This window comes from Flavobacterium cheonanense (assembly GCF_039539185.1).
GTDB classification, from domain to species: domain Bacteria; phylum Bacteroidota; class Bacteroidia; order Flavobacteriales; family Flavobacteriaceae; genus Flavobacterium; species Flavobacterium cheonanense.
The window spans coordinates 104,546-125,278 of record NZ_BAABCT010000001.1 but is presented as its reverse complement, the minus strand read 5'-3'; the positions used below and the strand labels follow the sequence as shown (position 1 = coordinate 125,278).

Annotated in this window: 18 protein-coding genes; 6 read left to right on the top strand and 12 right to left on the bottom strand. The window is 30.3% G+C overall.

Annotation, left to right across the window (positions count from 1 at the left end):
- Positions 1-52: 52 nt before the first annotated feature.
- The 7 genes from ABD766_RS00615 to ABD766_RS00585 form a co-directional block, all read right to left on the bottom strand.
- Positions 53-727 carry a YggS family pyridoxal phosphate-dependent enzyme gene (locus tag ABD766_RS00615; protein ID WP_344814902.1) on the bottom strand — a complete coding sequence of 225 codons (675 nt, stop codon included), beginning with the start codon at positions 725-727 and terminating at the stop codon, positions 53-55.
- Positions 727-1,188: a hypothetical protein gene (locus ABD766_RS00610; protein WP_344814901.1), complete on the bottom strand. Its 462-nt coding sequence runs from the start codon at positions 1,186-1,188 to the stop codon at positions 727-729. The genes ABD766_RS00615 and ABD766_RS00610 overlap by 1 nt, the downstream gene beginning before the upstream one ends.
- Positions 1,189-1,285: 97 nt before the next feature.
- Entirely contained in the window at positions 1,286-2,518 is a 1,233-nt protein-coding gene (locus ABD766_RS00605) for a DUF1015 domain-containing protein (protein WP_344814900.1), read from the bottom strand.
- A 70-nt stretch (positions 2,519-2,588) separates the two neighbouring features.
- Entirely contained in the window at positions 2,589-3,479 is an 891-nt protein-coding gene (locus ABD766_RS00600) for a 3-hydroxyacyl-CoA dehydrogenase family protein (RefSeq protein ID WP_344814899.1), read from the bottom strand.
- A 9-nt stretch (positions 3,480-3,488) separates the two neighbouring features.
- Positions 3,489-4,082, bottom strand: a complete 594-nt coding sequence (locus ABD766_RS00595) for a hypothetical protein (protein ID WP_344814898.1) — start codon at positions 4,080-4,082, stop codon at positions 3,489-3,491.
- Positions 4,083-4,125: 43 nt separating this feature from the next.
- Complete coding sequence (locus tag ABD766_RS00590; protein ID WP_344814897.1) at positions 4,126-5,133, bottom strand: PDDEXK nuclease domain-containing protein; 1,008 nt, start codon at positions 5,131-5,133, stop codon at positions 4,126-4,128.
- 2 nt (positions 5,134-5,135) lie between these two features.
- Positions 5,136-6,104 (bottom strand): Gfo/Idh/MocA family protein, encoded by a 969-nt coding sequence (locus ABD766_RS00585; protein ID WP_344814896.1) that lies wholly within the window; start codon positions 6,102-6,104, stop codon positions 5,136-5,138.
- A 97-nt stretch (positions 6,105-6,201) separates the two neighbouring features.
- Here ABD766_RS00585 and ABD766_RS00580 point away from each other — a divergent pair, with 97 nt between their 5' ends.
- Both ABD766_RS00580 and ABD766_RS00575 read left to right on the top strand, forming a co-directional pair.
- The gene (locus ABD766_RS00580; protein ID WP_298306062.1) at positions 6,202-6,843 is read left to right on the top strand and encodes a protein-L-isoaspartate(D-aspartate) O-methyltransferase; all 642 of its coding nucleotides are present in this window, start codon (positions 6,202-6,204) and stop codon (positions 6,841-6,843) included.
- Positions 6,844-6,899: 56 nt separating this feature from the next.
- Positions 6,900-10,646, top strand: a complete 3,747-nt coding sequence (locus ABD766_RS00575; protein ID WP_344814895.1) for a transglutaminase domain-containing protein — start codon at positions 6,900-6,902, stop codon at positions 10,644-10,646.
- A 35-nt stretch (positions 10,647-10,681) separates the two neighbouring features.
- Here ABD766_RS00575 and ABD766_RS00570 read toward each other — a convergent pair whose 3' ends face one another.
- Together ABD766_RS00570 and smpB are read right to left on the bottom strand one after the other, a co-directional pair.
- The gene (locus ABD766_RS00570) at positions 10,682-11,731 is read right to left on the bottom strand and encodes a Fic family protein (protein WP_344814894.1); all 1,050 of its coding nucleotides are present in this window, start codon (positions 11,729-11,731) and stop codon (positions 10,682-10,684) included.
- 86 nt (positions 11,732-11,817) lie between these two features.
- The gene (smpB, locus tag ABD766_RS00565; protein WP_344814893.1) at positions 11,818-12,273 is read right to left on the bottom strand and encodes an SsrA-binding protein SmpB; all 456 of its coding nucleotides are present in this window, start codon (positions 12,271-12,273) and stop codon (positions 11,818-11,820) included.
- Positions 12,274-12,418: 145 nt separating this feature from the next.
- Between smpB and ABD766_RS00560 the strand changes: the two genes are divergently transcribed.
- From ABD766_RS00560 to ABD766_RS00550, 3 genes are all read left to right on the top strand, one after another.
- Positions 12,419-13,042, top strand: a complete 624-nt coding sequence (locus ABD766_RS00560) for an outer membrane beta-barrel protein (protein ID WP_344814892.1) — start codon at positions 12,419-12,421, stop codon at positions 13,040-13,042.
- Positions 13,043-13,185: 143 nt separating this feature from the next.
- Positions 13,186-14,700, top strand: a complete 1,515-nt coding sequence (locus ABD766_RS00555; protein WP_344814891.1) for a S8 family peptidase — start codon at positions 13,186-13,188, stop codon at positions 14,698-14,700.
- Between the two features lie 83 nt (positions 14,701-14,783).
- On the top strand, positions 14,784-15,011 hold the full coding sequence (locus ABD766_RS00550; protein WP_344814890.1) for a VF530 family protein: 228 nt from the start codon (positions 14,784-14,786) through the stop codon (positions 15,009-15,011).
- Between the two features lie 27 nt (positions 15,012-15,038).
- Here the strand turns inward: ABD766_RS00550 and ABD766_RS00545 are convergent, their stop codons facing one another.
- The 3 genes from ABD766_RS00545 to ABD766_RS00535 are packed head-to-tail and all read right to left on the bottom strand — an operon-like array spanning position 15,039 to position 18,338.
- Positions 15,039-16,586 carry a hypothetical protein gene (locus ABD766_RS00545; protein ID WP_344814889.1) on the bottom strand — a complete coding sequence of 516 codons (1,548 nt, stop codon included), beginning with the start codon at positions 16,584-16,586 and terminating at the stop codon, positions 15,039-15,041.
- A gap of 11 nt (positions 16,587-16,597) precedes the next feature.
- Positions 16,598-17,761 carry an ABC transporter ATP-binding protein gene (locus ABD766_RS00540; protein ID WP_344814888.1) on the bottom strand — a complete coding sequence of 388 codons (1,164 nt, stop codon included), beginning with the start codon at positions 17,759-17,761 and terminating at the stop codon, positions 16,598-16,600.
- A 16-nt stretch (positions 17,762-17,777) separates the two neighbouring features.
- Entirely contained in the window at positions 17,778-18,338 is a 561-nt protein-coding gene (locus ABD766_RS00535; RefSeq protein WP_344814887.1) for a GNAT family N-acetyltransferase, read from the bottom strand.
- Positions 18,339-18,430: 92 nt separating this feature from the next.
- Here ABD766_RS00535 and ABD766_RS00530 point away from each other — a divergent pair, with 92 nt between their 5' ends.
- Positions 18,431-20,683: a M1 family metallopeptidase gene (locus ABD766_RS00530; RefSeq protein WP_344814886.1), complete on the top strand. Its 2,253-nt coding sequence runs from the start codon at positions 18,431-18,433 to the stop codon at positions 20,681-20,683.
- Positions 20,684-20,733 lie beyond the last annotated feature (50 nt).

Here is a 20,733-nt window from a genome sequence, read left to right as displayed (position 1 = left end):
TTCAGTGTTCAGTTTTCAGAGTTCAGTCTGTCATTCCGTAGGAATCTCAACTTTAATTATTATAATTTCTGTTCCCAAAGATACTACTTCCAATTCGAACCATTGTACTTCCACATTCAATTGCTAATTGATAATCGCCAGACATACCCATTGATAAGGTTGTAGGTTGTAGGTTTTGGGTTTTAGGTAATTTTTTAAGTTTGTCGAAAATTGTTTTCAAATGATCAAATTCTTTTTGGATTTGGATTTGGTTGTCTGTGAAGGTTGCCATTCCCATCAAACCAATAATTCTTATGTTTTTCAGGTTTTTGAACTCTTCTGAAGATAGAATTTCTGTTAATTCTTTTTCATCTAATCCAAATTTACTTTCTTCTTCGGCAATAAAAATTTGAAGCAGACAATCAATTACGCGATTATTTTTTTGAGCTTCTTTACTGATTTCGTGCAATAATTTCAAACTATCAACTCCGTGAATCAAATTTACAAATGAAGCAATAAGTTTTACTTTTCTCGATTGCAAATGACCAATAAAATGCCATTGAATATCTTTAGGAAGCGCTTCGTGTTTTTCAACTAATTCTTGAACATAGTTTTCTCCAAAAATTTGTTGACCAGCATTGTAAGCTTCCATCAAATCAGCAACAGGTTTAGTTTTAGAAACGGCAACAAGTGTAACATGATTTGGAAGTTGGGATTTTATTTCGGTAAGGTTTTGAGATATTGACATTATTCTGGCATATTATTTATGAAATCAAAAATGATTCTATTTAGTTTCATTCTTAAATTAATTAAAAATGGATTCTTTATTTCTTTGAAAGAAGTTGATTCTGTTTCATTTAATTCAGCTTTAAATACTTCTTTTGATTTATCTTTAATATTTGTTTTTTCAATATTTATTTTAATAAAAATAGGACTTTCATTGAAATAATAAAATTCATAAAAATGGAAAAATTCAAATTCTTTTTCTTTAGTAGATTCATTGTAATAAGAATAAATCAGCTTTTTTTTATATTCATATATTGTATTTCCAAAACCACCAATTATTTTTTTCTTCTTTTTTAAAATCCCGCTAGATTCTATTTTTGGTCGTATTTTTTTTACAATACTATCAATTTGAGAAATAGTCAATGCTTTTTCTTGCGAAAAACAGAAAGTTGTAATAAATAACAAAATAAGTAATTTTTTCATTTTCATAAATTGATAGATTCTGAAACAAATTTAGAATGACTAGATTGTGGTTAAACTTTGTGAGCAAAACTCCCAACTTCCATCTTCAAACTCCCAACTAAAGTTCATACACCATCAATCCACTACGAAATTTAGGTTCAATATAAGTTGATTTTGGAGGCATGATTAAATTGTTATCTGCTAGTGCTTTAATCTCTGAAATATCACTTGGAAATAACATAAATCCTACTTCAAATTCACCTTCGTCAACCAATTCTTTTATCGTTAAAATTGATTGCTTTCCTGGAATGTATTCAATACGTTCGTCATTTCTTAAATCTTCTATTCCTAAAATGGGTTGCAATACTTTATCGTATAAAACTTGCGCATCTAAATTTGATAATATTGAATTTTGCTTTTTGATATTGTCATTGTCATTGACTTTGTAAAACAACGCATAAAAAGCACCATCTAAATACATTCCGAATTCAAATTTTCCTTGGGGTTTCCACAATTCTTGTTCTTTGGTTTTGATGATGAAATGTTCTGATAGCTTTAGAATAAATTCTTCTTTCGAATTACCATTCAAATCACGAATGATTCGGTTGAACTCATAAATTTTGACATTACTTTCAGCAATTAGAAAACTCATAAAATAATTCAGATTCTGATTTCCTAAATGATTGTCTTCATCAAATAATAATTCTGCCGAAGCCGAACGGTGGTGACCATCAGCAATATATAATTCTGGAATGTTTTCAAATTGTTTTTCTAACCAAGTTATTTCTGAGTCAGAATCAACTTTCCAAAGTGTATGTTTTTCTTTGTTGGTTGTGGCAAAATGATAAATTGGCTGTTCTTTTTTCTTTTCTGAAATCCAATTGTTGATTTCTGATTTATCTGGATAAGTTATCAAAACTGGTTCTGTATTGAAACCTGTTTGATGCAAATAATCTTTGAATAATTCTACACGATATTGCAAAGTATCTTCGTGTTTTTTGATGACATTGTTTTTGTAATCATCAATTGAAGTTCCTGCTACAATTCCTGTAAAAGATTGACTTTTCGTCTGAATTTCATACAAAAAGAAAGCCGCTTTTTCATCTTCAAGAAAAATACCATCGTTTTTGAAATCCTGATATTTATGAGCGACACCTTTGAAACGCTTGTCTAAAGTAATCTTTTGCGAATGAACGTAAGCAGGATTAATCACGTGCAAAAACGAATACGGATTGAAATCCAACCAGGAAGCCAATTCCGCAGGCGAATAGTCATCATAATTACGACAAGTTACCAACGCTACTTTATCAGGAGTTGGACGAACGGCTTTGAAAGGGATTATTTTGCTCATGTTTTTAGTTTACAGTTTTCAGTCCCAGTTTTCAGTTTAGTTACTAACTGTAAACTGCGACTGCGACTAATTACTTTGAAAATTGCTTTGCAATTTTCTCTGCTTTTTTACTTTCCGAATAATCGTAGAAACCTTCACCAGATTTTACTCCGAGTTTTCCTGCCATTACCATATTTACTAAAAGTGGGCAAGGAGCATATTTTGGATTTTTGAATCCGTCATACATTACGTTTAATATTGAAAGACATACGTCAAGTCCAATAAAATCAGCCAATTGCAATGGTCCCATTGGATGCGCCATTCCTAACTTCATTACGGTATCGATTTCTTCAACACCAGCAACTCCGTTATATAAAGTTTCAATTGATTCGTTAATCATTGGCATTAAGATTCTGTTGGCAACGAATCCTGGATAATCGTTCACTTCTGTTGGCGTTTTTCCAAGTTTTACTGATAAATCCATAATGATTTTAGTAACTTCATCAGAAGTGTTGTAACCACGAATGATTTCAACCAATTTCATAATCGGCACCGGATTCATAAAATGCATTCCAATGACACGTTCTGGATGAACTACTTGAGCAGCTATTTGAGTAATAGAAATAGAAGAAGTATTTGTTGCCAAAATCACATTATGGTCGCAAACTTCACTTAATTGCTTGAAAATGTTTAGTTTTAAAGTTACATTTTCTGTTGCAGCTTCTACTACTAAATCAGTTCCAACAACGCCATCTTTAATGTCGGTGTAAGTGATTATGTTTCCGATAGTTTTGTGTTTGTCATCTTCAGTAATCGTTCCTTTAGCAACCATTCGGTCAAGGTTGGAAGCAATGGTAGCCATTCCTTTTTCTAAAGATTTCTCTGAAATATCGATTAATTTTACGGTAAAACCGCTTTGTGCAAAAGTGTGAGCAATTCCGTTGCCCATCGTTCCTGCGCCTATTACAGCTATTGTTTTCATTATGTTTGTTTAGTTTGTTTTTGTAATAATCATACTTGTATAAGTTCTATTTAATAAATTACTGAAATATAAGTATTCATTGTCATTTATGATTTTAATGATTTCGACTTCTATTTTTTCGCCTAACAAATAATCATATTCTTTATCACTTACTTCAAAATAAGTTAAGATATATTTATTTGGTGTTAGCCAATCTATTTTGAATTTAATAAAATCTTTTCCTGTTTTTTCTATTTGAAATTCTTCTGTTCTCTCAATTATTGTATTTGGATGAATTGTATTATTGTATTTGTAAACACCTTTTTTAAAGTTTTTACATTTTTCTAATTCGTTACTATCCAAAGTTTCTGTTTGATATTTAATATTCAGAAATGTAAATGTGTAATCATAACAATTGTTATTCATATTACTATCTGGATAATATTCTATTCCCTTTCTATATTCAATTACTTGATTTATTATATTTTCGTTTTTGTATGTTGTTTTATTAGGTACAATATTAACGCTAGATGTTTTACCTTTGTTGTCAATACAAAAATTGACAGTCAAATATTCTACATTTTCAACATCATTCACATAAAAAATGTGATCTATTTGCGACAAACAGCAATTAGAAAAAATAATACAAAAGAATAAAATGAAAAGTCTATTTATCATTTTTATTTAAAATTTCAATTTCTCGCCTAATTTCAGTCAACAATTGTTCTTCTGTTGGAAGATATAATTGGTATTGACTTGCTAATATCGAATTGTTGTTTTCTGGTAATGAATATTTTACTACGGCATCGTTTTTATCGGCACAAAGTAAAATTCCAATCGTTGGTTTTTCGTGAGCTACTTTTTCAACACGATCATAATAGTTCACATACATTTGAAGTTGACCTAAATCTTCATGTGTTAATTTGTGTGTTTTGATTTCAAACAAGACGAAACATTGCAACAATCGATTATAAAAAACCAAATCTATAAAAAAATCATCACCATCTAAATGAATTCGTTTTTGTCTGGCCACAAATGAAAATCCGTTTCCAAGTTCTAAAAGAAAATCTTGAAGGTTGGTGATGATGGCTTGCTCAAAATCTTTTTCGTAGTAAGCACTTTCACGTTTTAATCCTAAAAATTCTAGAATCAAAGGATCTTTTATAATTTCATTCGGATTGGTTGGTATTACTTCATTTCTTGCAATAGCCAAAACACTTTCTTTATCATTACTCAATAATAATCGTTCAAATAGTTGACTGTTTATTTGTCGTTCCATTTGACGAACCGACCAATTATTTTTTGCGGTTTCCGCTATATAATATTCTCTTTTGTCTTCATTATCAATACTTAAAAGCAATCTGTAATGTGTCCAACTCAATTGTGAACGCAGTGAGTTCACAATTGGAAATGTTCGGTAAAATTGTCTGTACCAATGTAAATTTCTATAGGAAAATCCACTTCCAAATTCAGGTTGTAGTTGCTCCGATAAATATTTTATTAAATAATTACCATAATCAGCTCGGTCTTTTCCTTGTTGTTCTTCGTTAAAAATTCTTTCGCCAATATGCCAATACATAACTGTTCGATGATGGTCAACCGATCGAATAGCACCTTCTTTTGCTTTCACAATTAAAGATTTTATTTCATGTATAAGGTTTTGACTTAACTCCATGATTATCTATTTTCCATCGAATCAATAATCATATAAGCAACTCTCAAAGCTTCGGTTCCATCTTCTAAAGTTACTATTGGAGTTGTATTATTTACAATAGCATCGGCAAAAGTTTCTAATTCATCTAAAATGGCATTGTTTGTCGTAACTTCTGGATTATTGAAATAAATTTGTTTCTTTTCGCCTTCTGCGTTTTGTAAAATCATATCAAAATCACCCGGAACTTCTGGTGCGTCTTTCATTTTTACAACTTCACAGATTTTATCTAAATAATCAACAGAGATGTAGGCGTCTTTTTGAAAGAAACGAGATTTACGCATGTTCTTCATCGAAATTCTGCTTGAAGTTATGTTGGCAACGCAACCATTTTCAAACTCAATTCGAGCATTAGCAATATCTGGAGATTGACTCAAAACTGAAACTCCACTGGCGTGAACGGCTTTAACTTTTGATTTTACAACGCTTAAAATAGCATCAATATCATGAATCATTAAATCTAAAACCACAGGAACATCAGTACCACGAGGATTGAATTCTGCCAAACGATGCGTTTCAATAAACATTGGGCTTTCAATCATATCTTTTACAGCTATAAACGCAGGATTGAATCGTTCCACATGTCCAACTTGACCTTTTACATTGTATTCTTTGGCTAGAGCAATGATTTCCTCTGCTTCTGCAACAGTTGTTGCAATTGGTTTTTCTATAAAAACATGTTTGCCACTTTTGATGGAAACTTTTGCACACTTGTAGTGAGAAAGAGTAGGAGTGACAATATCAATTACATCAACAGCGTGAATTAATTTGGCAATGGTATCGAAACGTTTATAACCAAACTCAGCAGCTATTTTATCTGCATATTCAGCATTTTCATCATAAAAACCAACTAATTCATATTTTTTAGATTGATTCAACAATCGTAAGTGTATTTTTCCAAGGTGACCGGCACCTAAAACGCCAACTTTAAGCATAAAATAAAATTTTATCAAAAATAGTAATTAATTGATAATTGGTAATTGATAATTGATAATTTGTTTTCTATTTTTACAAAATAAATACTTGCCCAAATTGAAAGATACAAACAAACATCAAGGACTTAGAAATCAATTAGCTAAACAGCTTGAAGAAAAAGGAATTACCGATAAAAACGTTTTGGAAGCTATAAAAAAAATTCCAAGGCACTTGTTTTTGAATTCAAGTTTTGAAGATTTTGCTTACCAAGACAAAGCATTTCCAATAGGTGCTGGACAAACTATTTCACAACCTTACACTGTAGCTTTTCAAAGTCAACTTTTAGACGTTAAAAAAGATGATAAAATTTTAGAAATTGGTACTGGTAGTGGATATCAAACAGCAGTTTTGTGTTTGCTTGGTGCCAAAGTTTATTCAGTTGAAAGACAAAATGAATTATTTAAAACTACTTCACTTTTATTACCAAAACTCGGAATTCGTCCAAAACATTTATCGTTTGGAGATGGTTATAAAGGATTACCTAATCACGCTCCATTTGATAGTATTATTGTCACTGCTGGTGCTCCAATTATTCCAAAGCCACTTATGGCGCAATTAAAAATTGGAGGTAAACTTGTAATTCCAGTTGGAGAAAAAGAGCAAATCATGACTATGCTAATTCGTAAAAACGAAACGCAATTTGAAAAACATGAATTTGGTGATTTTAAATTTGTGCCTCTCTTGGAAAATAAGAATTAATTTACAAAGTTTCACAAGAATTACTATATTGTACCAAATTTAAACCAACCAAATTAATGAAGAAAATCATTGCCATTTGTATTCTGTTTGTAAATGTAACATTTGCACAAACAGCTGAAAAAAAAGTATGGGATTTGTTATTGTCTAACAAGCGTGAAGATGCCAGAAAACTTTTTGATAAAGAATTAAAATCCAAAATGACAACTAATGTTGATTATTTGATATTAGACGCTATGTTGCAATATGAAATGGGAACACTAGCATTTGATGATCAAATTTTAAAACAATTTTTGGTTACTTGTAAGGAGAAAAATTATCTGTATCCAATTTGGTACAAACCATACATGATGGATAATGCAAATACCAATGGTTACAATGATTATACCTACAAGAAAATAGATCTTTTAGCTGCTTCAGAAGTATTTGGTAAAGATCCTTTGGTAATTTATTTCAAGGCGGTTTGCGATAGAAAAAGAAAAAATACACAAGGTTTTAGCGATAATATTAAAAAATTGAATGCTATTGAAGATTGGCAATATTGTGGAGCTTTTGAAAATTTAAATGACAGTGGATTAGAAACAGAATACGAACCAGAAGTTTATGCTAATAACGATAAGTTATTTGATGCAAATAGTAACGGAAAAATTGGTTGGTATATTCCTGTTGACAAGCAAGAAGAAGGCTATCACTTTTATAGTAATGAGTCAGAATATGGTGACGGAATTATGTATTCTCAAGTATTCATTGATTCACCTTCTGATAAAGAAGTGTATTTAAATTTTGGTACTAGTTCTTCTATCAAAATCTTTGTAAATGATGCTGAAATTTATGCTAATAATATGGCAGAACACACCGATTTGAATGCCTTTAGGTTGAAATTCAAGTTGTTGAAAGGCACAAATAGGTTATTAGTAAAATTCTCAACTAATGCTAGTAATGATAATTTCTTTGTGTCATTAACAGATGAAACTAACAATAAGATTTCAGATGTAACGATTTCAAATAAGTATAAAACTTATAATAAATCAACTCTAGAGCAATTGAATGTAGTTGAATTGAATCCAACATTCGAAGATTATTTTAAAGATTTGATTGCCAAAAATCCGAGTAATGTTTTATACAAGATTTTATTATTTGAAGCTTATTCTAATAATAGTAAAAATGATTTGGCAAATGATATCATTGAAGAATTGATAAAAGAATATCCAAAATCTTCTTTTATGCATGTGCTTCAAATGACCAATTATTCTAATAAAAAGGAAACTCAAAAAGTTGAAGAGATTGCTAAAAATATGGAGATTAATGATGAGTTTTATTACTATAATATCATCAAAAAAATTCAAGATCAAGATTGGATGCGTTCAGCAAATATTGTAGAGCTTGAAAAATTTCGTGAAAAAACAACCTCGGTAAAATCAGAAATGGTAACAACTTTGTTTGATTTTATTTTAGCTTCAAGAAAATCTGATATCAATTTAATGATTCAAAAATTGGAGGATTTATTTGCTAAATCAGACAATAATGAATTTTATGTTACCACATTTTCTGGTATTTATGAAAAGTTAAAAAATGATAAGGCTAAAACCATAAAAATGCTTGAGGATTTAGTTGCTTCAAAAGAGAATCTTATTGCATTGAATCAATTAAGAGGGTATTATGATGATGCAAATAGAAAAGATGAGGTTGAAAAATTGATTCAAGATGTTAGTACAAGGTATCCTTATTCTAATGATTTAAGAGTTGATTATATTAATCATTTGGTTGATGAAAAAAGATATACAGAAGCATTGGTTGAGGTTGACAGAGCTTTAGCTAATTTTCCGTATTCATTTTCTTTGATGGAGAAAAAAGGAACTATTTACAATAGTCTTAATAACGTTAAAGATGCTGAAAAATTCATCAGACAATCATTATCTCACAATTCTAGTAATAGTTCATTGCGTAAGAAACTTTATGATATTACAAAAACTCCAGATGAGATAGAAGAGGTGGCGACTAAAGATATCTATAAAGTTATTAAACAAAGAAGAAATTCAACTTTGAAAGGTGATTTTGGAGTAACGACTCTTCTTGATGAATACATCGTTAATATTTTGCCAGAAGGCGGAAGAAAATCTAAAGTTACTTTTCTTTATGAAATTACTTCAGAAAAAGGTATTGAAGAACTTAAGGAGTACAACATACAATCTTATAGTAATACTGTTTTAAAATCTGAAATTGTTAAGCAAGATGGTTCTATAGTTCCAGCAGAAGAAGGTGATGGTACTTTAGTATTTACCGATTTGAAAGTTGGTGATGTAATCTATATTCAATATGAAAGATATGAGAATTCTTATGGAAGATTCTATAAAGATTTTGATTTGTCTTGTTATTTCAATAGCTATTATCCTGCAGTAGAAGCAGTTTTTGGATTTATCTATCCTCCAGGAACAGAATACATTTCAGATTTCATCAACGGAACAGTTCCATCAACAACTAAAAAAGTAAATAATAAAACTTATATGATTTGGAAAAGAACTAATGTTCCTGCAATGGCTCTTTCTGAAGCTTATGCACCAAATTTTAGCGATTTGACTAATACTATCAGAATTAGTACAATAAAGTCTTGGAAAGAAATTTCAAATTGGTATTCTGATTTGGTTAAGAAAAATTTGAAATTAGATAAAATAACTAAGAAAACTTTTGCCGAAATTTTTCCAAATGGCGTAACTGGAATTTCTCAAGAAGAAATAGCTAAAAAAATATACTCTTATATAGGAAATAATATTAAATACAGTTCTTTAGATTTTAGACAAAGTGGTTATGTTCCTCAAAAACCATCTAAAACTATTACAACAAAACTTGGTGATTGTAAAGATGTTTCAACGTTATTTGTTGCCTTATCGCAATTGGCAGGAATGAAAGCCAATTTAGTTTTGGTAACTACAAACGATAATGGATTTACTTCTATGTTATTGCCATCAAATGACTTTAATCATTGTATCGTAAAAGTTGCAATTGATGGTAAAGATTATTTTTTAGAGTTAACAGATAAGTATCTTCCATTTAAAGCATTGCCAAGTAGTTTGTATAATGCCAATGCACTTGTAATCTCATTTGATAAAGCTGAAAACGAGAAATCTAAAATTATTGGAATCCCATTTGATAATGCTTTGAAAAATATTACAAATGCAGTAACAACTATGACTATTGATGATAAATCAAAAAGTTTCACAAATACTTTTACAATAAGCGGAGCCAATAAATCATATTATAATGAATTGTTTTCTGATGCAACAACAGAAGATGTTCGTAAGAAAAGAATAGAAGAGGATTATAATTCTAAATTAAAGAAAGTTGTTTCATTGCAATCTTCTAAAGTAATTAAAAACGAAACTTACGATAAAGACATTACGTTTGAAACACAATTTTCAATTTCAGAAAGAATTCAAACGGTTGGAAATCTAAAAATTACTGATATTCCATTTTTAGATAAAGTTTACACAAGAGATATTATTTCTTTAGAAAGTAGAAAATATGATATTGATTATTTTTCTTATGAAACAAGTAATGAATATAATTCTGAAGTAATTTTAAATATTCCACAAGACAAAAAGTTTACTGAAGTTCCAGAGGGTAAAACGTTAACATTTAAAGAGCATAAATACCAAATAGCCTTTGAATTAGTAAAACCAAATACATTAAAGGTAGTTAGAACAGTTACTTTAAATTGGGATAAAATTTCTATAACAGATTATTTAGAATACAAAAAATATGTTGAAGATGTAATTGCTGCTGAAGAACAGATAGTTGGATTTAAATAAAAATAAAGAAACCCATTCCAAAACAGAATGGGTTTTTATTTACTAATTATGTTTATATAACGCTCTAAACACTCTTTTTCTACTTGTGCAATAAATAGCAAAAAGTCTTCTTTATTATTTGAAGTTTGTGCTGTTTCAAGCGTTTTGTAATAGTTCATTCTAGTTTCGTAATCTCCTTTTATATTGGCAATCACATATCCGTTTTGTAAAAGAATTAGATTCATTATTAAACGAGAAGTTCTACCATTTCCATCTATGAAAGGATGAATAGTAACTAGTCTTTCATGCATTTCTGCTGCTAAAACAACTGGGTGCATCTTACTTTTGTTTTCTTCATACCAAATGAAATAGTCTTCCATTTCTTTTGCAACTATAAAAGGTTGTGGAGGCATGTGGCTACTTCCTTTTATCATAACTTGTACACGACGATAGCGACCAGCATCTTCAGGAATAATTCCTCTTAAAATTAAATTGTGAACAGAAAGTAGTTCTCTTTCGTTTAAAGGAAAATTGCGTTCCATTAATTGTTTAATGTAGGCTATAGCTTCAACGTGATTAATTGCCTCTAAATGTTCACGCATACTTTTTCCAGAAATAGTCAATCCTTCATTGATAACCAAATCGGTTTCACGTAATGTAAGAGTGTTTCCTTCTATTCTGTTACTTTCAAAAGTGTATTCTAATTCTAATGCTTGTGCAATTCTAAAACTATCAAATTGACGAAATTGGTTTAGTTTATTTTTTAGTGCATCAATATCATTTAAAATATTTTGTAAATTTTTTGAAATCGATTTTCTAACGAAACTTACGTTATATTTTATTTGTTCTTCGGCAAGTATCATTGCCTTCAAAGCTAATTCATCTGAACCAATTTCATAAAGAATTCGCTCTTTTAGCCAAGCAACCATTAAGGTTTCATAATCTAAATCTAAAGCTTGAGCTAACTTGGCAACTTGTTCTTTAGTAGGTTTTCTTGATCCGCTTTCAAACTTACTAATCAATGCTTGATCAATACCTAAAAGTTGAGCCAACTCTCTAGTTTTTATTCCTTTTTCTTCTCTTGCATTTTTTAATAAAGTTTTCATTCTAATTAAAATGTTTTATTTTGTCTTGACAAATTTATTCATTTTTTCAACACAAAAAAAAACAATAACAAAATTTTTTAAAAATTTTAAAATGATTTTTTAATTCGTTCGATATCTCGCTTGGTATCTTGTTCTTTTAAAGATTCGCGTTTATCGTAGGTTTTCTTACCTCTACAAAGTCCAATTTCTAGTTTGGCTAATCCTTTTTCGTTAGTAAATAAACGTAACGGAATTATGGTTAATCCTTTAGTATCAATACTTTTTTCTAACGATTTAAGCTCTCTTTTATTAAGTAGTAGTTTTCTTTCGCTGCGAGCTTTATGATTAAACTGATTACCAAAAGAGTATTCCTCTATAGAAGTATTAATGGCAAAAAGTTCGTTATGGTCATTAAACTCACAAAAACTTTCAGTGATGTTGGCTTTTCCTAGTCTAATAGATTTTATTTCAGTTCCAGTCAAAACAATTCCAGCCGAATAAATTTCGATTATTTCATAATCAAATTTGGCTCTTTTATTAAGTATGTTGGCTGTTTTTATCATTCTGAGGCAAATGTACTAACTAAATAGTTAAAAATAAAAGTAAAATTATTTAGTATCAAAAAAAATTTCAAACTATGATTTATATCAGTTTTTTTAAGAAAACTTGACAATAAATTTGTCCTATAATTTTAAAACTACAAACAAAATGAAAAAAATTTTATTAGTTGCAGCGATAGCATTATTTGGTTTAACTGCAAATGCACAAGAGAAAGAAAACAAAGGATTAGAAGGAACATGGTGGGTAGCTGGTCAAGTATCTTTTTCATCTAATGAAGAAGTTGGAACGAAAACTACTTCTAACACAATCTTACCTGTTGCTGGTTATTTCATATCTCCTGATGTAACTTTAGGATTAGGAATAGGTGTTATTGGATCAAAAGAACAAACAACTGTTGGTACTACAACTACTACAACTAATGATGTAACTGCATTAGTAATTCAACCTCTTGTAAGAAAGTATTGGGGTCTTGGAGGAAAATTTTATTTCTTCGGTCAAGCTTCACTTCCTATTACAATGGGAAAAGATAAACTTTCTGATGATAAAGTTACTTCTTTTGGAGTAGATATTGCTCCAGGTTTTGATTTTATCGTTAATAAATGGATGACTGTTGAAACTACTTTTTCATTAGTGAATTTAACTTCTACTTCAACAAATCCAAAAGTTGGTGATAGTACAAGCGACTTTAGTTTTAATGCAAATCCATTCGATTTAAATCCAGGAAACAGAAATGTTGGTGGATTAAGAGTTGGTGTTAAATTTTTATTCTAAGAGATTAGATTATATTTAGAGTTATTGGTTAGTCCCGATTTAGTTCGGACGGAAAGGTCATCATTTTTTTATGATGACTTTTTTTTGCTATTATATTTAAAAAATTATTACATTCGTAAAACCAACCTTAAAAAAATACTAGTATGATAAAAAATTTTCTAAAAATTATCATTTTATCAGTGTTTGTCTTTGCTTCATGTTCTAAAGAAGATTCATATGATGAAATTTCAGTCGATGCTGCTCAAAGAGATCCATTAACAGCACAACAAGTAAATTCTAAAATAGATGAAGCTATTGCTACAAAAGGAAGCTTCAGTTGGAAAAATGCTTCAAATCATTTACTTTGGAGTGCATCATTTAGAGGAAATCATATCATAACTATTGGTTTTGGTAATTCAGCTACAGATTTTGATAGAAGTAAATCAGCAGATAATGCTAAAACACAAGCTAGTATTCTGAATCTAGTTGCACATTATGAAGGAAAGTCTAAAGAAGATGTTTTGCTTTCAAGTGATAGCTATTTGAATTTAGTTGATGTTTATATTGAAAAACAAGAAACAATTATAGCCTTAAGAAAAGCTGCTAAAATACGTTATGTTGAACCTGGCGATTATAAATATTTTGAGACTGCTCAACAAAAAGTATCTTTAGCAGAATCTAGTTCTTCAAGCTCTTCTGGATGTGGATTTGAATCGTCAACATTAAGTACTTCCGATTTTACTACGGTTTCTCCAGGTGCTAAAGTACCATGGTCGTTTTACCAACATAATATTCCAACTGCTTGGAATACTGCCACAGGTCGAGGCATCACAATTGGAATCATTGACACAGGAGTTTCTCCTAATCAAACTTTGTTGGGTACTAATTTTAATGATGGTCTTTCAACAGGAAGAACAATTCAAAAATTTGGTACTTACGTAGATTCAATTTGGCCTTGGAGCACAAGTACAGACGGACCAAATGATCAATGTGGTCATGGAACAAGTATGTCATCTGTTGCAGCAGCACCAAGAAACGATAATGGTTTGCCTGTTGGTGTTGCTTACAATTCTAATTTAATTGTTTACAGAGCTGCTTCTAATGTTGTTTTAGATGGATATCATGAGCAAAATGGTGTTAAGAATGCATTCACTGCTTTAGCAAATAATACTAGTGTGAAAATCATTTCTATGTCAATGGGACATATCTTCTCTTCTGGAAAAATTGAGGATGGTGTGAAATATGCTTACAGTAAAGGAAAATTAATCTTTTGTGCAGGTGGAACTTCAACAAGTTTTACCAATTTTGTTGGTGTTATTTTCCCAGCTTGGATGGCAGAGACAGTTGCCGTTACTGGTGTTAAAGAAGGAACATCTAACCAAAAATGTGATGTTTGCCACTCAGGTGGAAAAATTGAATTTACTGTTCAAATGCAAAGAGCAGCTTCAGGTAATACAGTTCCAGTTACAAGTTATTATGACAATCAAAATGATTATGTAGGTGGTTCTTCAGTAGCAACAGCAACAACAGCTGGAATAGCTGCGTTAGTTTGGTCAAAGAATCCTTCTTGGACAAGAGATCAAGTACTAAACAAAATGCGTCAATCAGCTACATATTTTCCTAATAGAAATGCAGATTACGGTTATGGAAATGTAAATGCTGCTTTGGCAGTTCAATAAATAATATCATTAAAATTAGAAAACCATCAAGAGAAATTTTGATGGTTTTTTTATGCAATCAATTTTAATAGTACTTTTGCGATATGGAAAAATCAAAAGACCCACTACACGGTATAACTTTACAAAAAATAGTAGAGCAATTAGTAGATTTTTATGGATTCGATACCTTGTCAGAATTGATTAGAATTAAATGTTTTTCAGATAATCCAAGTGTAAAATCTAGTCTTACCTTTCTAAGAAAAACAGACTGGGCAAGAAAAAAAGTAGAAGAGCTTTATATAAGAACTTTACCCAAATTTAAAACCCTTTAAAAATTAATTTAAAGGGTTTTTAAGTTATTAGTTTTCAGCAATTCCGCGCCATTGTTTTATTTTTCTTGAAAAGAATAACATTATTATGAAAATGAATAAAACATTAAACCATAATAATTCATAGGCATAATCTTTTAAAAATGAAATGAATGGAAACTTCTCATTTCGCAAACCGATATCAATAATTTCATAATAGTTTGTAGTACTTTTAGCCAATTCTAAAACTATTGCATAAACTATAGGACCAAATGATGGTAACAACCAAAGTGTTGCATTTAAGGTAATTCCAGAAATTCCTTTTCCTTTTTTTCTATGTATTACTAGAATTAAATAAACAAAAAGAATAATGGTAAGTAATAATAACGCTGCTAAATAAAAATATTCGGAAGATATAATCGCAGTCAAGATTCCTATTAAAATATTTATAACTCCAAGAGCCACAATAGCAATTAAGAAATTTCTTCCTGAGGTTACTCTAAATGAAAATAATACTAGTGAAAAACCAATAGCTATGTATAATAACAATAAAATTGTTTCAATACTAACACTCGGTTTTGTCCAACTATTAGAAATTGTCTCATAAGAATGTTTTAAAGAATTTTCAGGCACATAATATTTATTATATAAGTAATAGGTGTCTTTAACTTTCTTAACGTATTGTTCGGTAGTATCTATTTGATTTCTTCTTATTTCATTTTCATAATCATAGGATACTTCAAATTCTTCAGCTCCAATGTTTTTGTATTTCTCAAATTTTGGATAATCATAAACCAATTCGGTCCATTTTTCTTCATCAATATTTGCTTTTAATTTATGTTCTTTAACAATAGCCAAGTAATTTTTAAATAACGATTTTACAGAATCTTTTTTATTGTAAAACAACCAATCTTTTATCTTCATTTTTCGCAAAGAATCTTCATTATATCCAAAGAAACTATAAGAATTAATGTTTTTATCTAACAATGAAAAATTTGAATATTTTCTTCCTCTATAGAAAAAATGATCTTTAACTTTTACCGAATCAACAACTGCAGTCGCTGTATCAACATCATAATTTGCAGCTGCAACAATAGCATCACCTTCATAATTATCGTCATTGTAATGATAACTATAAGAACCCGATACAAAAAAGGAACCTTGACTCAAAATTTCACATCTTTTTTTAGCTTCACTTTCAGTGTAATAGCTTCTCACTTTTAAATCTTTACCATATAAGTAGGCCATTATTAGTGAACTATTAAGAAAACAAACGACAAGAATAAGTAACCATTCCTTAAATAAAGAAAAGTTATTTTTAGGATAATACGATTTTAAAGCATTGTTTTTTAAATAATAAACCAGCCAAACTATTGCTGTTAAAATTGAAATCATCACACTAAAGAAAATAATAATATCATCATTATCATTTCTAGAATAATCATTGTCTGTTTCTGTAAAATCAATGGCGCCATTTAAATAACCCAAAAGGATGAAAATGATATTGAATAAAATAAGAAACGCACTCACAGGAACAATTTTTAAATTCCAAAGTAAGGGATGATTTATTAGGAGGTATTTTTGAATATTTTTAAACATAATTTATAGATTTAGGATACAAAAAAGCGACGTGTTGAGTTGGAAATATTTCTAAAATACTGCACCGGAATTTTTTCTGAAACAAGCAGATTCATAAAGTCATAAACAGTAATGTTTTCTTTGAAACTAACAATATAAGTACCACCATTAAATTGTAGTGAAACCAAGTCTAATTTTCCAAAAGTTTCTCCCAATTGGCTTTGTGACCATTCGCTTTCAAATTCAATAACCAAATAATTTTCAATCGGAATTTCATTTTCTGAAACAGATTTTTCGTGAAGATTTTTCTGTTTTCCATGCTTTAAGAAAATCACTTGATCAGAAGTTTTTTCAACCTCATACAATTGTTGTGAACTCAATACAATTCCAATAGGTCGGAAAGGCGATTTTGCAATGGCTTTAAAATCTTCAAGAACAGTTTGCTGTGCTAAGATGTCTAAATTTGCCAATGGCTCATCTATCAACAATATTTTCGGTTTTCTTAAAAGCATTCGCGCCAATTCAAAACGCATTTTGTATCCAGAAGATAAACTCTTCCAACTGTGATTCCTGAATTTTCGCAATCCTAAACGAGCGATGATTAATTCTATGATCAATTCATTTTCTTCAGGTTTGTAACCATAACTTGAGGCTGTGAATTGTAAGTTCTCAAACATAGAGCCATACCAAGTATCAGTCCTTTGCGGAATGTAAACTAATCTTGTTCTCAAATCAAACTGGTCATCATATTTAAAATGATAGTTGATGGTACCTCCAGTTGCATAAAGTTCACCACACAAACAACGCAAAAGTGTGGTCTTACCATTTCCATTTTCACCAACCAATCCAAGAATTTCTCCTTGACGCAATTCCATTTCTATTGGACCTAATCCAAAACTCGAACTTCCATAACTTTTTTCTAAACTACTTGTAGAAACTAAAACCTGCTTTTCTGCAATTGGTTTATTTGAAAGTGTAGCATGTAAATCTGAAAGAACAGCTTGATACTTTTCTTTTTTGCCTTCAACATTATTTTCATTTTGGTCTAGCCAAATTAAAAAATCATTAGTTTTTTTGTAATGATTTAAATCCTCAGTATCTAAGGTTAAATCAATAATTCTTTTGGTAAGAATTGTGAAGTCATCAAACTTGAGAAAGTTTAATAACTCTTGGTATTGTTTTTCAAATTCGTTCATGTAAAGTATTGGTTGATTATTTTTTAAAATTTCTTTTCAATATTGAATAGATAACAGTGTCCCAAAATTTACCATCATAATATTCATTTTCTAATATGTGAGCTTCTTTTACAAAGCCATTTTTTTGGAGAACACGTTCTGATGCAATATTGTCAGGATCAATTACAGCTTCAATAGAATGCATATTCATATCCTCGAAGCCATATTCTAAAACAGCTTTTATAGCTTCTGTAACGATTCCTTGACCGTTATATTGTGGTAAAATCATATAACCTATTTCACAACGATGATTTTCGGGTTGAATTCTATAGTGACCAATAATTCCAATAAGTTTTGGATTTCCTTTTACAGTTATAGCCCAATTAATTCCTTCATTTTTTTCAATCTTTTCATCAATCATCTTAAAATGATTTAATGCATCTTCTTCAGTTTTAACTAAAGGACGCGGAATGAACTTCATCGTTTCAGGATTACCTCTTAGTTCTAGTATTTCATTTAGGTCATTTATTGAAACTCTTCTTAATAACAAACGTTCTGTTTCAAGATTTTTAAAGGGATGAAAGTTGATTTCAATCATAAACAAATTATTATTTTGTGAAATTAAACATAAAACTAAAATTAGTGTAACATTTTTTTATTTATTTGCTCTAATAAATAAATACTCAATTTATGAAACACTTTCTTATCAAAGCATTGGCTCTTGGAACTTTAGTTTTAAGTTTTTCAACTGCAACAGCACAGCAGACGCCTGCTAGTTCAAACTACAACTACAATGAAGCATTTGGCAACAATTTTTATACCAAAAATGCTACTGAAACGCGTTCGGCAAGTGGGCAACCAGGTCCGAAGTATTGGCAAAACAGAGCCGATTATTCAATTACAGCTTCTTTGGATGAGAAAACAAATGAAATTAAAGGTTCAGAAGTTTTGACTTACACTAATAATAGTCCAGATAAATTGAGCTTTTTATGGTTGAATTTAGACCAGAATTTATTCAAAAAAGATTCAAGAGGAAACGCTATTATTCCTCTAAAAGGAAGTAGAAATGGAGCAAAAGGACAAGATTTTGATGGTGGATTTAAAATCAATTCTATTAAAGTAATTACTACAGTTGCAGGAAAAGTTTCAGAAAAAGAAGCAAAGTATATTATTACAGACACTAGAATGCAAGTAGATTTGCCTCAGAGTTTAAATGCTAATGGAGCATCGGTAAAACTTAAAATAGATTTTTCATTTGTTTCTCCAGAATATGGTTCTGATAGAATGGGAGTTTTAGAAACTAAAAATGGAAAAATATTCACCATGGCGCAATGGTATCCAAGAATGTGTGTGTATGATGATGTTCGTGGTTGGAATACAAGACCTTATTTAGGGGCAGGTGAGTTTTATTTAGAATATGGTGATTTTGATGTATCGATTACGGCTCCTGCATCACACATTGTTGTTGGTTCTGGTGAATTGTTAAACCAAAATGAAGTGTATACAGCTGAACAACAGAAACGTTGGACTGCAGCAAAAGCAAGTGATAAAACAGTTATGATTAGAACTGCAGATGAGGTAACTAATGCGTCATCAAGACCTGCAGGAAAAACAACTCTGACATGGAAATTTAAAATTAAAAATTCACGTGATTTTTCTTGGGCTTCATCACCAGCTTTTGTAGTTGATGCTGCTAAAATCAATCTTCCAAGTGGGAAAAAATCATTGGCTATTTCGGCTTATCCAGTAGAAAGTAATGGAAATAATGGTTGGGAACGTTCAACAGAATACACAAAAGCTTCGATTGAAAATTATTCTAAAAGATGGTTTGAATATCCTTATCCAGCAGCAACTAATGTAGCTGGAAACGAAGGTGGAATGGAGTATCCTGGAATTGTTTTCTGTAGTTGGGAATCAAGAGGTGCTGATTTATGGGGAGTTACTGATCATGAATTTGGACACATTTGGTTTCCAATGATTGTTGGTTCTAATGAGCGTTTATTTGCATGGATGGACGAAGGATTTAACACGTTTATCAATGGTTTAAGTTCTCAAGATTTTAATAACGGTGAATACAAACAACCTGTGACTGATATGCACCAAGCGGCTTTTGTATTGAGTAATCCAGAAATGGAACCTGTAATTGCAGCACCAGATAATTTGAAAGAAGCCAACTTAGGAATCTTAGCTTACTACAAACCAGGTTCTGGATTAGAAATGTTGAGAAATTCTGTAGTAGGACCAGAGCGTTTTGACAAAGCTTTTAGAGTTTATATAGAGCGTTGGGCATACAAACATCCACAACCAGATGATTTCTTTAGAACTTTTGAAAATGTTACTGGTGAAGATTTAGGATGGTTTTGGAGAGGTTGGATTATGAACAATTGGCCTTTAGACCAAGCTATTACTAAAGTTAAGTATGTTAAAGGTGATGCTAAAAATGGCGCTACAATAACCATTCAAAACCTTGAAAAAATGCCGATGCCTGTTATAGTAGAAATGAAAACTAAATCTGGTAAAACGTCTAGAAAAACATTGCCTGTAGAAATTTGGCAACGCAATAACACATGGACTTTTAATGTGGATACTAACGAAGAATTAGAATCAATAACTTTAGATCCAGATAAATCATTTCCAGATGTAAATGAAGAAAACAACGTTTGGACAGATGCTAAGAATGGAGTAGAGAAGAGCAAAGGTCTTGATGCTTACGTTGGTGAATATTCAAGTACTAAAATTCCTTTAAAAATTAGCTTTACTGAAGAAGATGACAGTTTGGTAATCAACTCACCTGGGCAACCTTCAACACCTCTAGACGATAAAGGAAATGGTAAGTTTACTTTAGAACAAGCTGGTTTGACTGTTCAATTCAACAATACTAAAGATGGTTTTACACTTTCAATAAGCGGACAAACTTTTGAATTTACTAAGGATAAAAAATAATTAAATATTAAAATATAAAAAAAGGTACGTTTTAAATTACGTACCTTTTT

Excerpts from the sequence above, each read along its gene's own strand:
- ABD766_RS00615 (WP_344814902.1), bottom strand. The coding sequence starts at position 727 with ATGTCAATATCTCAAAACCTTACCGAAATAAAATCCCAACTTCCAAAT.
- ABD766_RS00610 (WP_344814901.1), bottom strand. The coding sequence starts at position 1,188 with ATGAAAAAATTACTTATTTTGTTATTTATTACAACTTTCTGTTTTTCG.
- ABD766_RS00605 (WP_344814900.1), bottom strand. The coding sequence starts at position 2,518 with ATGAGCAAAATAATCCCTTTCAAAGCCGTTCGTCCAACTCCTGATAAA.
- ABD766_RS00600 (WP_344814899.1), bottom strand. The coding sequence starts at position 3,479 with ATGAAAACAATAGCTGTAATAGGCGCAGGAACGATGGGCAACGGAATT.
- ABD766_RS00590 (WP_344814897.1), bottom strand. The coding sequence starts at position 5,133 with ATGGAGTTAAGTCAAAACCTTATACATGAAATAAAATCTTTAATTGTG.
- ABD766_RS00585 (WP_344814896.1), bottom strand. The coding sequence starts at position 6,104 with ATGCTTAAAGTTGGCGTTTTAGGTGCCGGTCACCTTGGAAAAATACAC.
- ABD766_RS00575 (WP_344814895.1), top strand. The coding sequence starts at position 6,900 with ATGAAGAAAATCATTGCCATTTGTATTCTGTTTGTAAATGTAACATTT.
- ABD766_RS00570 (WP_344814894.1), bottom strand. The coding sequence starts at position 11,731 with ATGAAAACTTTATTAAAAAATGCAAGAGAAGAAAAAGGAATAAAAACT.
- smpB (WP_344814893.1), bottom strand. The coding sequence starts at position 12,273 with ATGATAAAAACAGCCAACATACTTAATAAAAGAGCCAAATTTGATTAT.
- ABD766_RS00560 (WP_344814892.1), top strand. The coding sequence starts at position 12,419 with ATGAAAAAAATTTTATTAGTTGCAGCGATAGCATTATTTGGTTTAACT.
- ABD766_RS00555 (WP_344814891.1), top strand. The coding sequence starts at position 13,186 with ATGATAAAAAATTTTCTAAAAATTATCATTTTATCAGTGTTTGTCTTT.
- ABD766_RS00550 (WP_344814890.1), top strand. The coding sequence starts at position 14,784 with ATGGAAAAATCAAAAGACCCACTACACGGTATAACTTTACAAAAAATA.
- ABD766_RS00545 (WP_344814889.1), bottom strand. The coding sequence starts at position 16,586 with ATGTTTAAAAATATTCAAAAATACCTCCTAATAAATCATCCCTTACTT.
- ABD766_RS00540 (WP_344814888.1), bottom strand. The coding sequence starts at position 17,761 with ATGAACGAATTTGAAAAACAATACCAAGAGTTATTAAACTTTCTCAAG.
- ABD766_RS00535 (WP_344814887.1), bottom strand. The coding sequence starts at position 18,338 with ATGATTGAAATCAACTTTCATCCCTTTAAAAATCTTGAAACAGAACGT.
- ABD766_RS00530 (WP_344814886.1), top strand. The coding sequence starts at position 18,431 with ATGAAACACTTTCTTATCAAAGCATTGGCTCTTGGAACTTTAGTTTTA.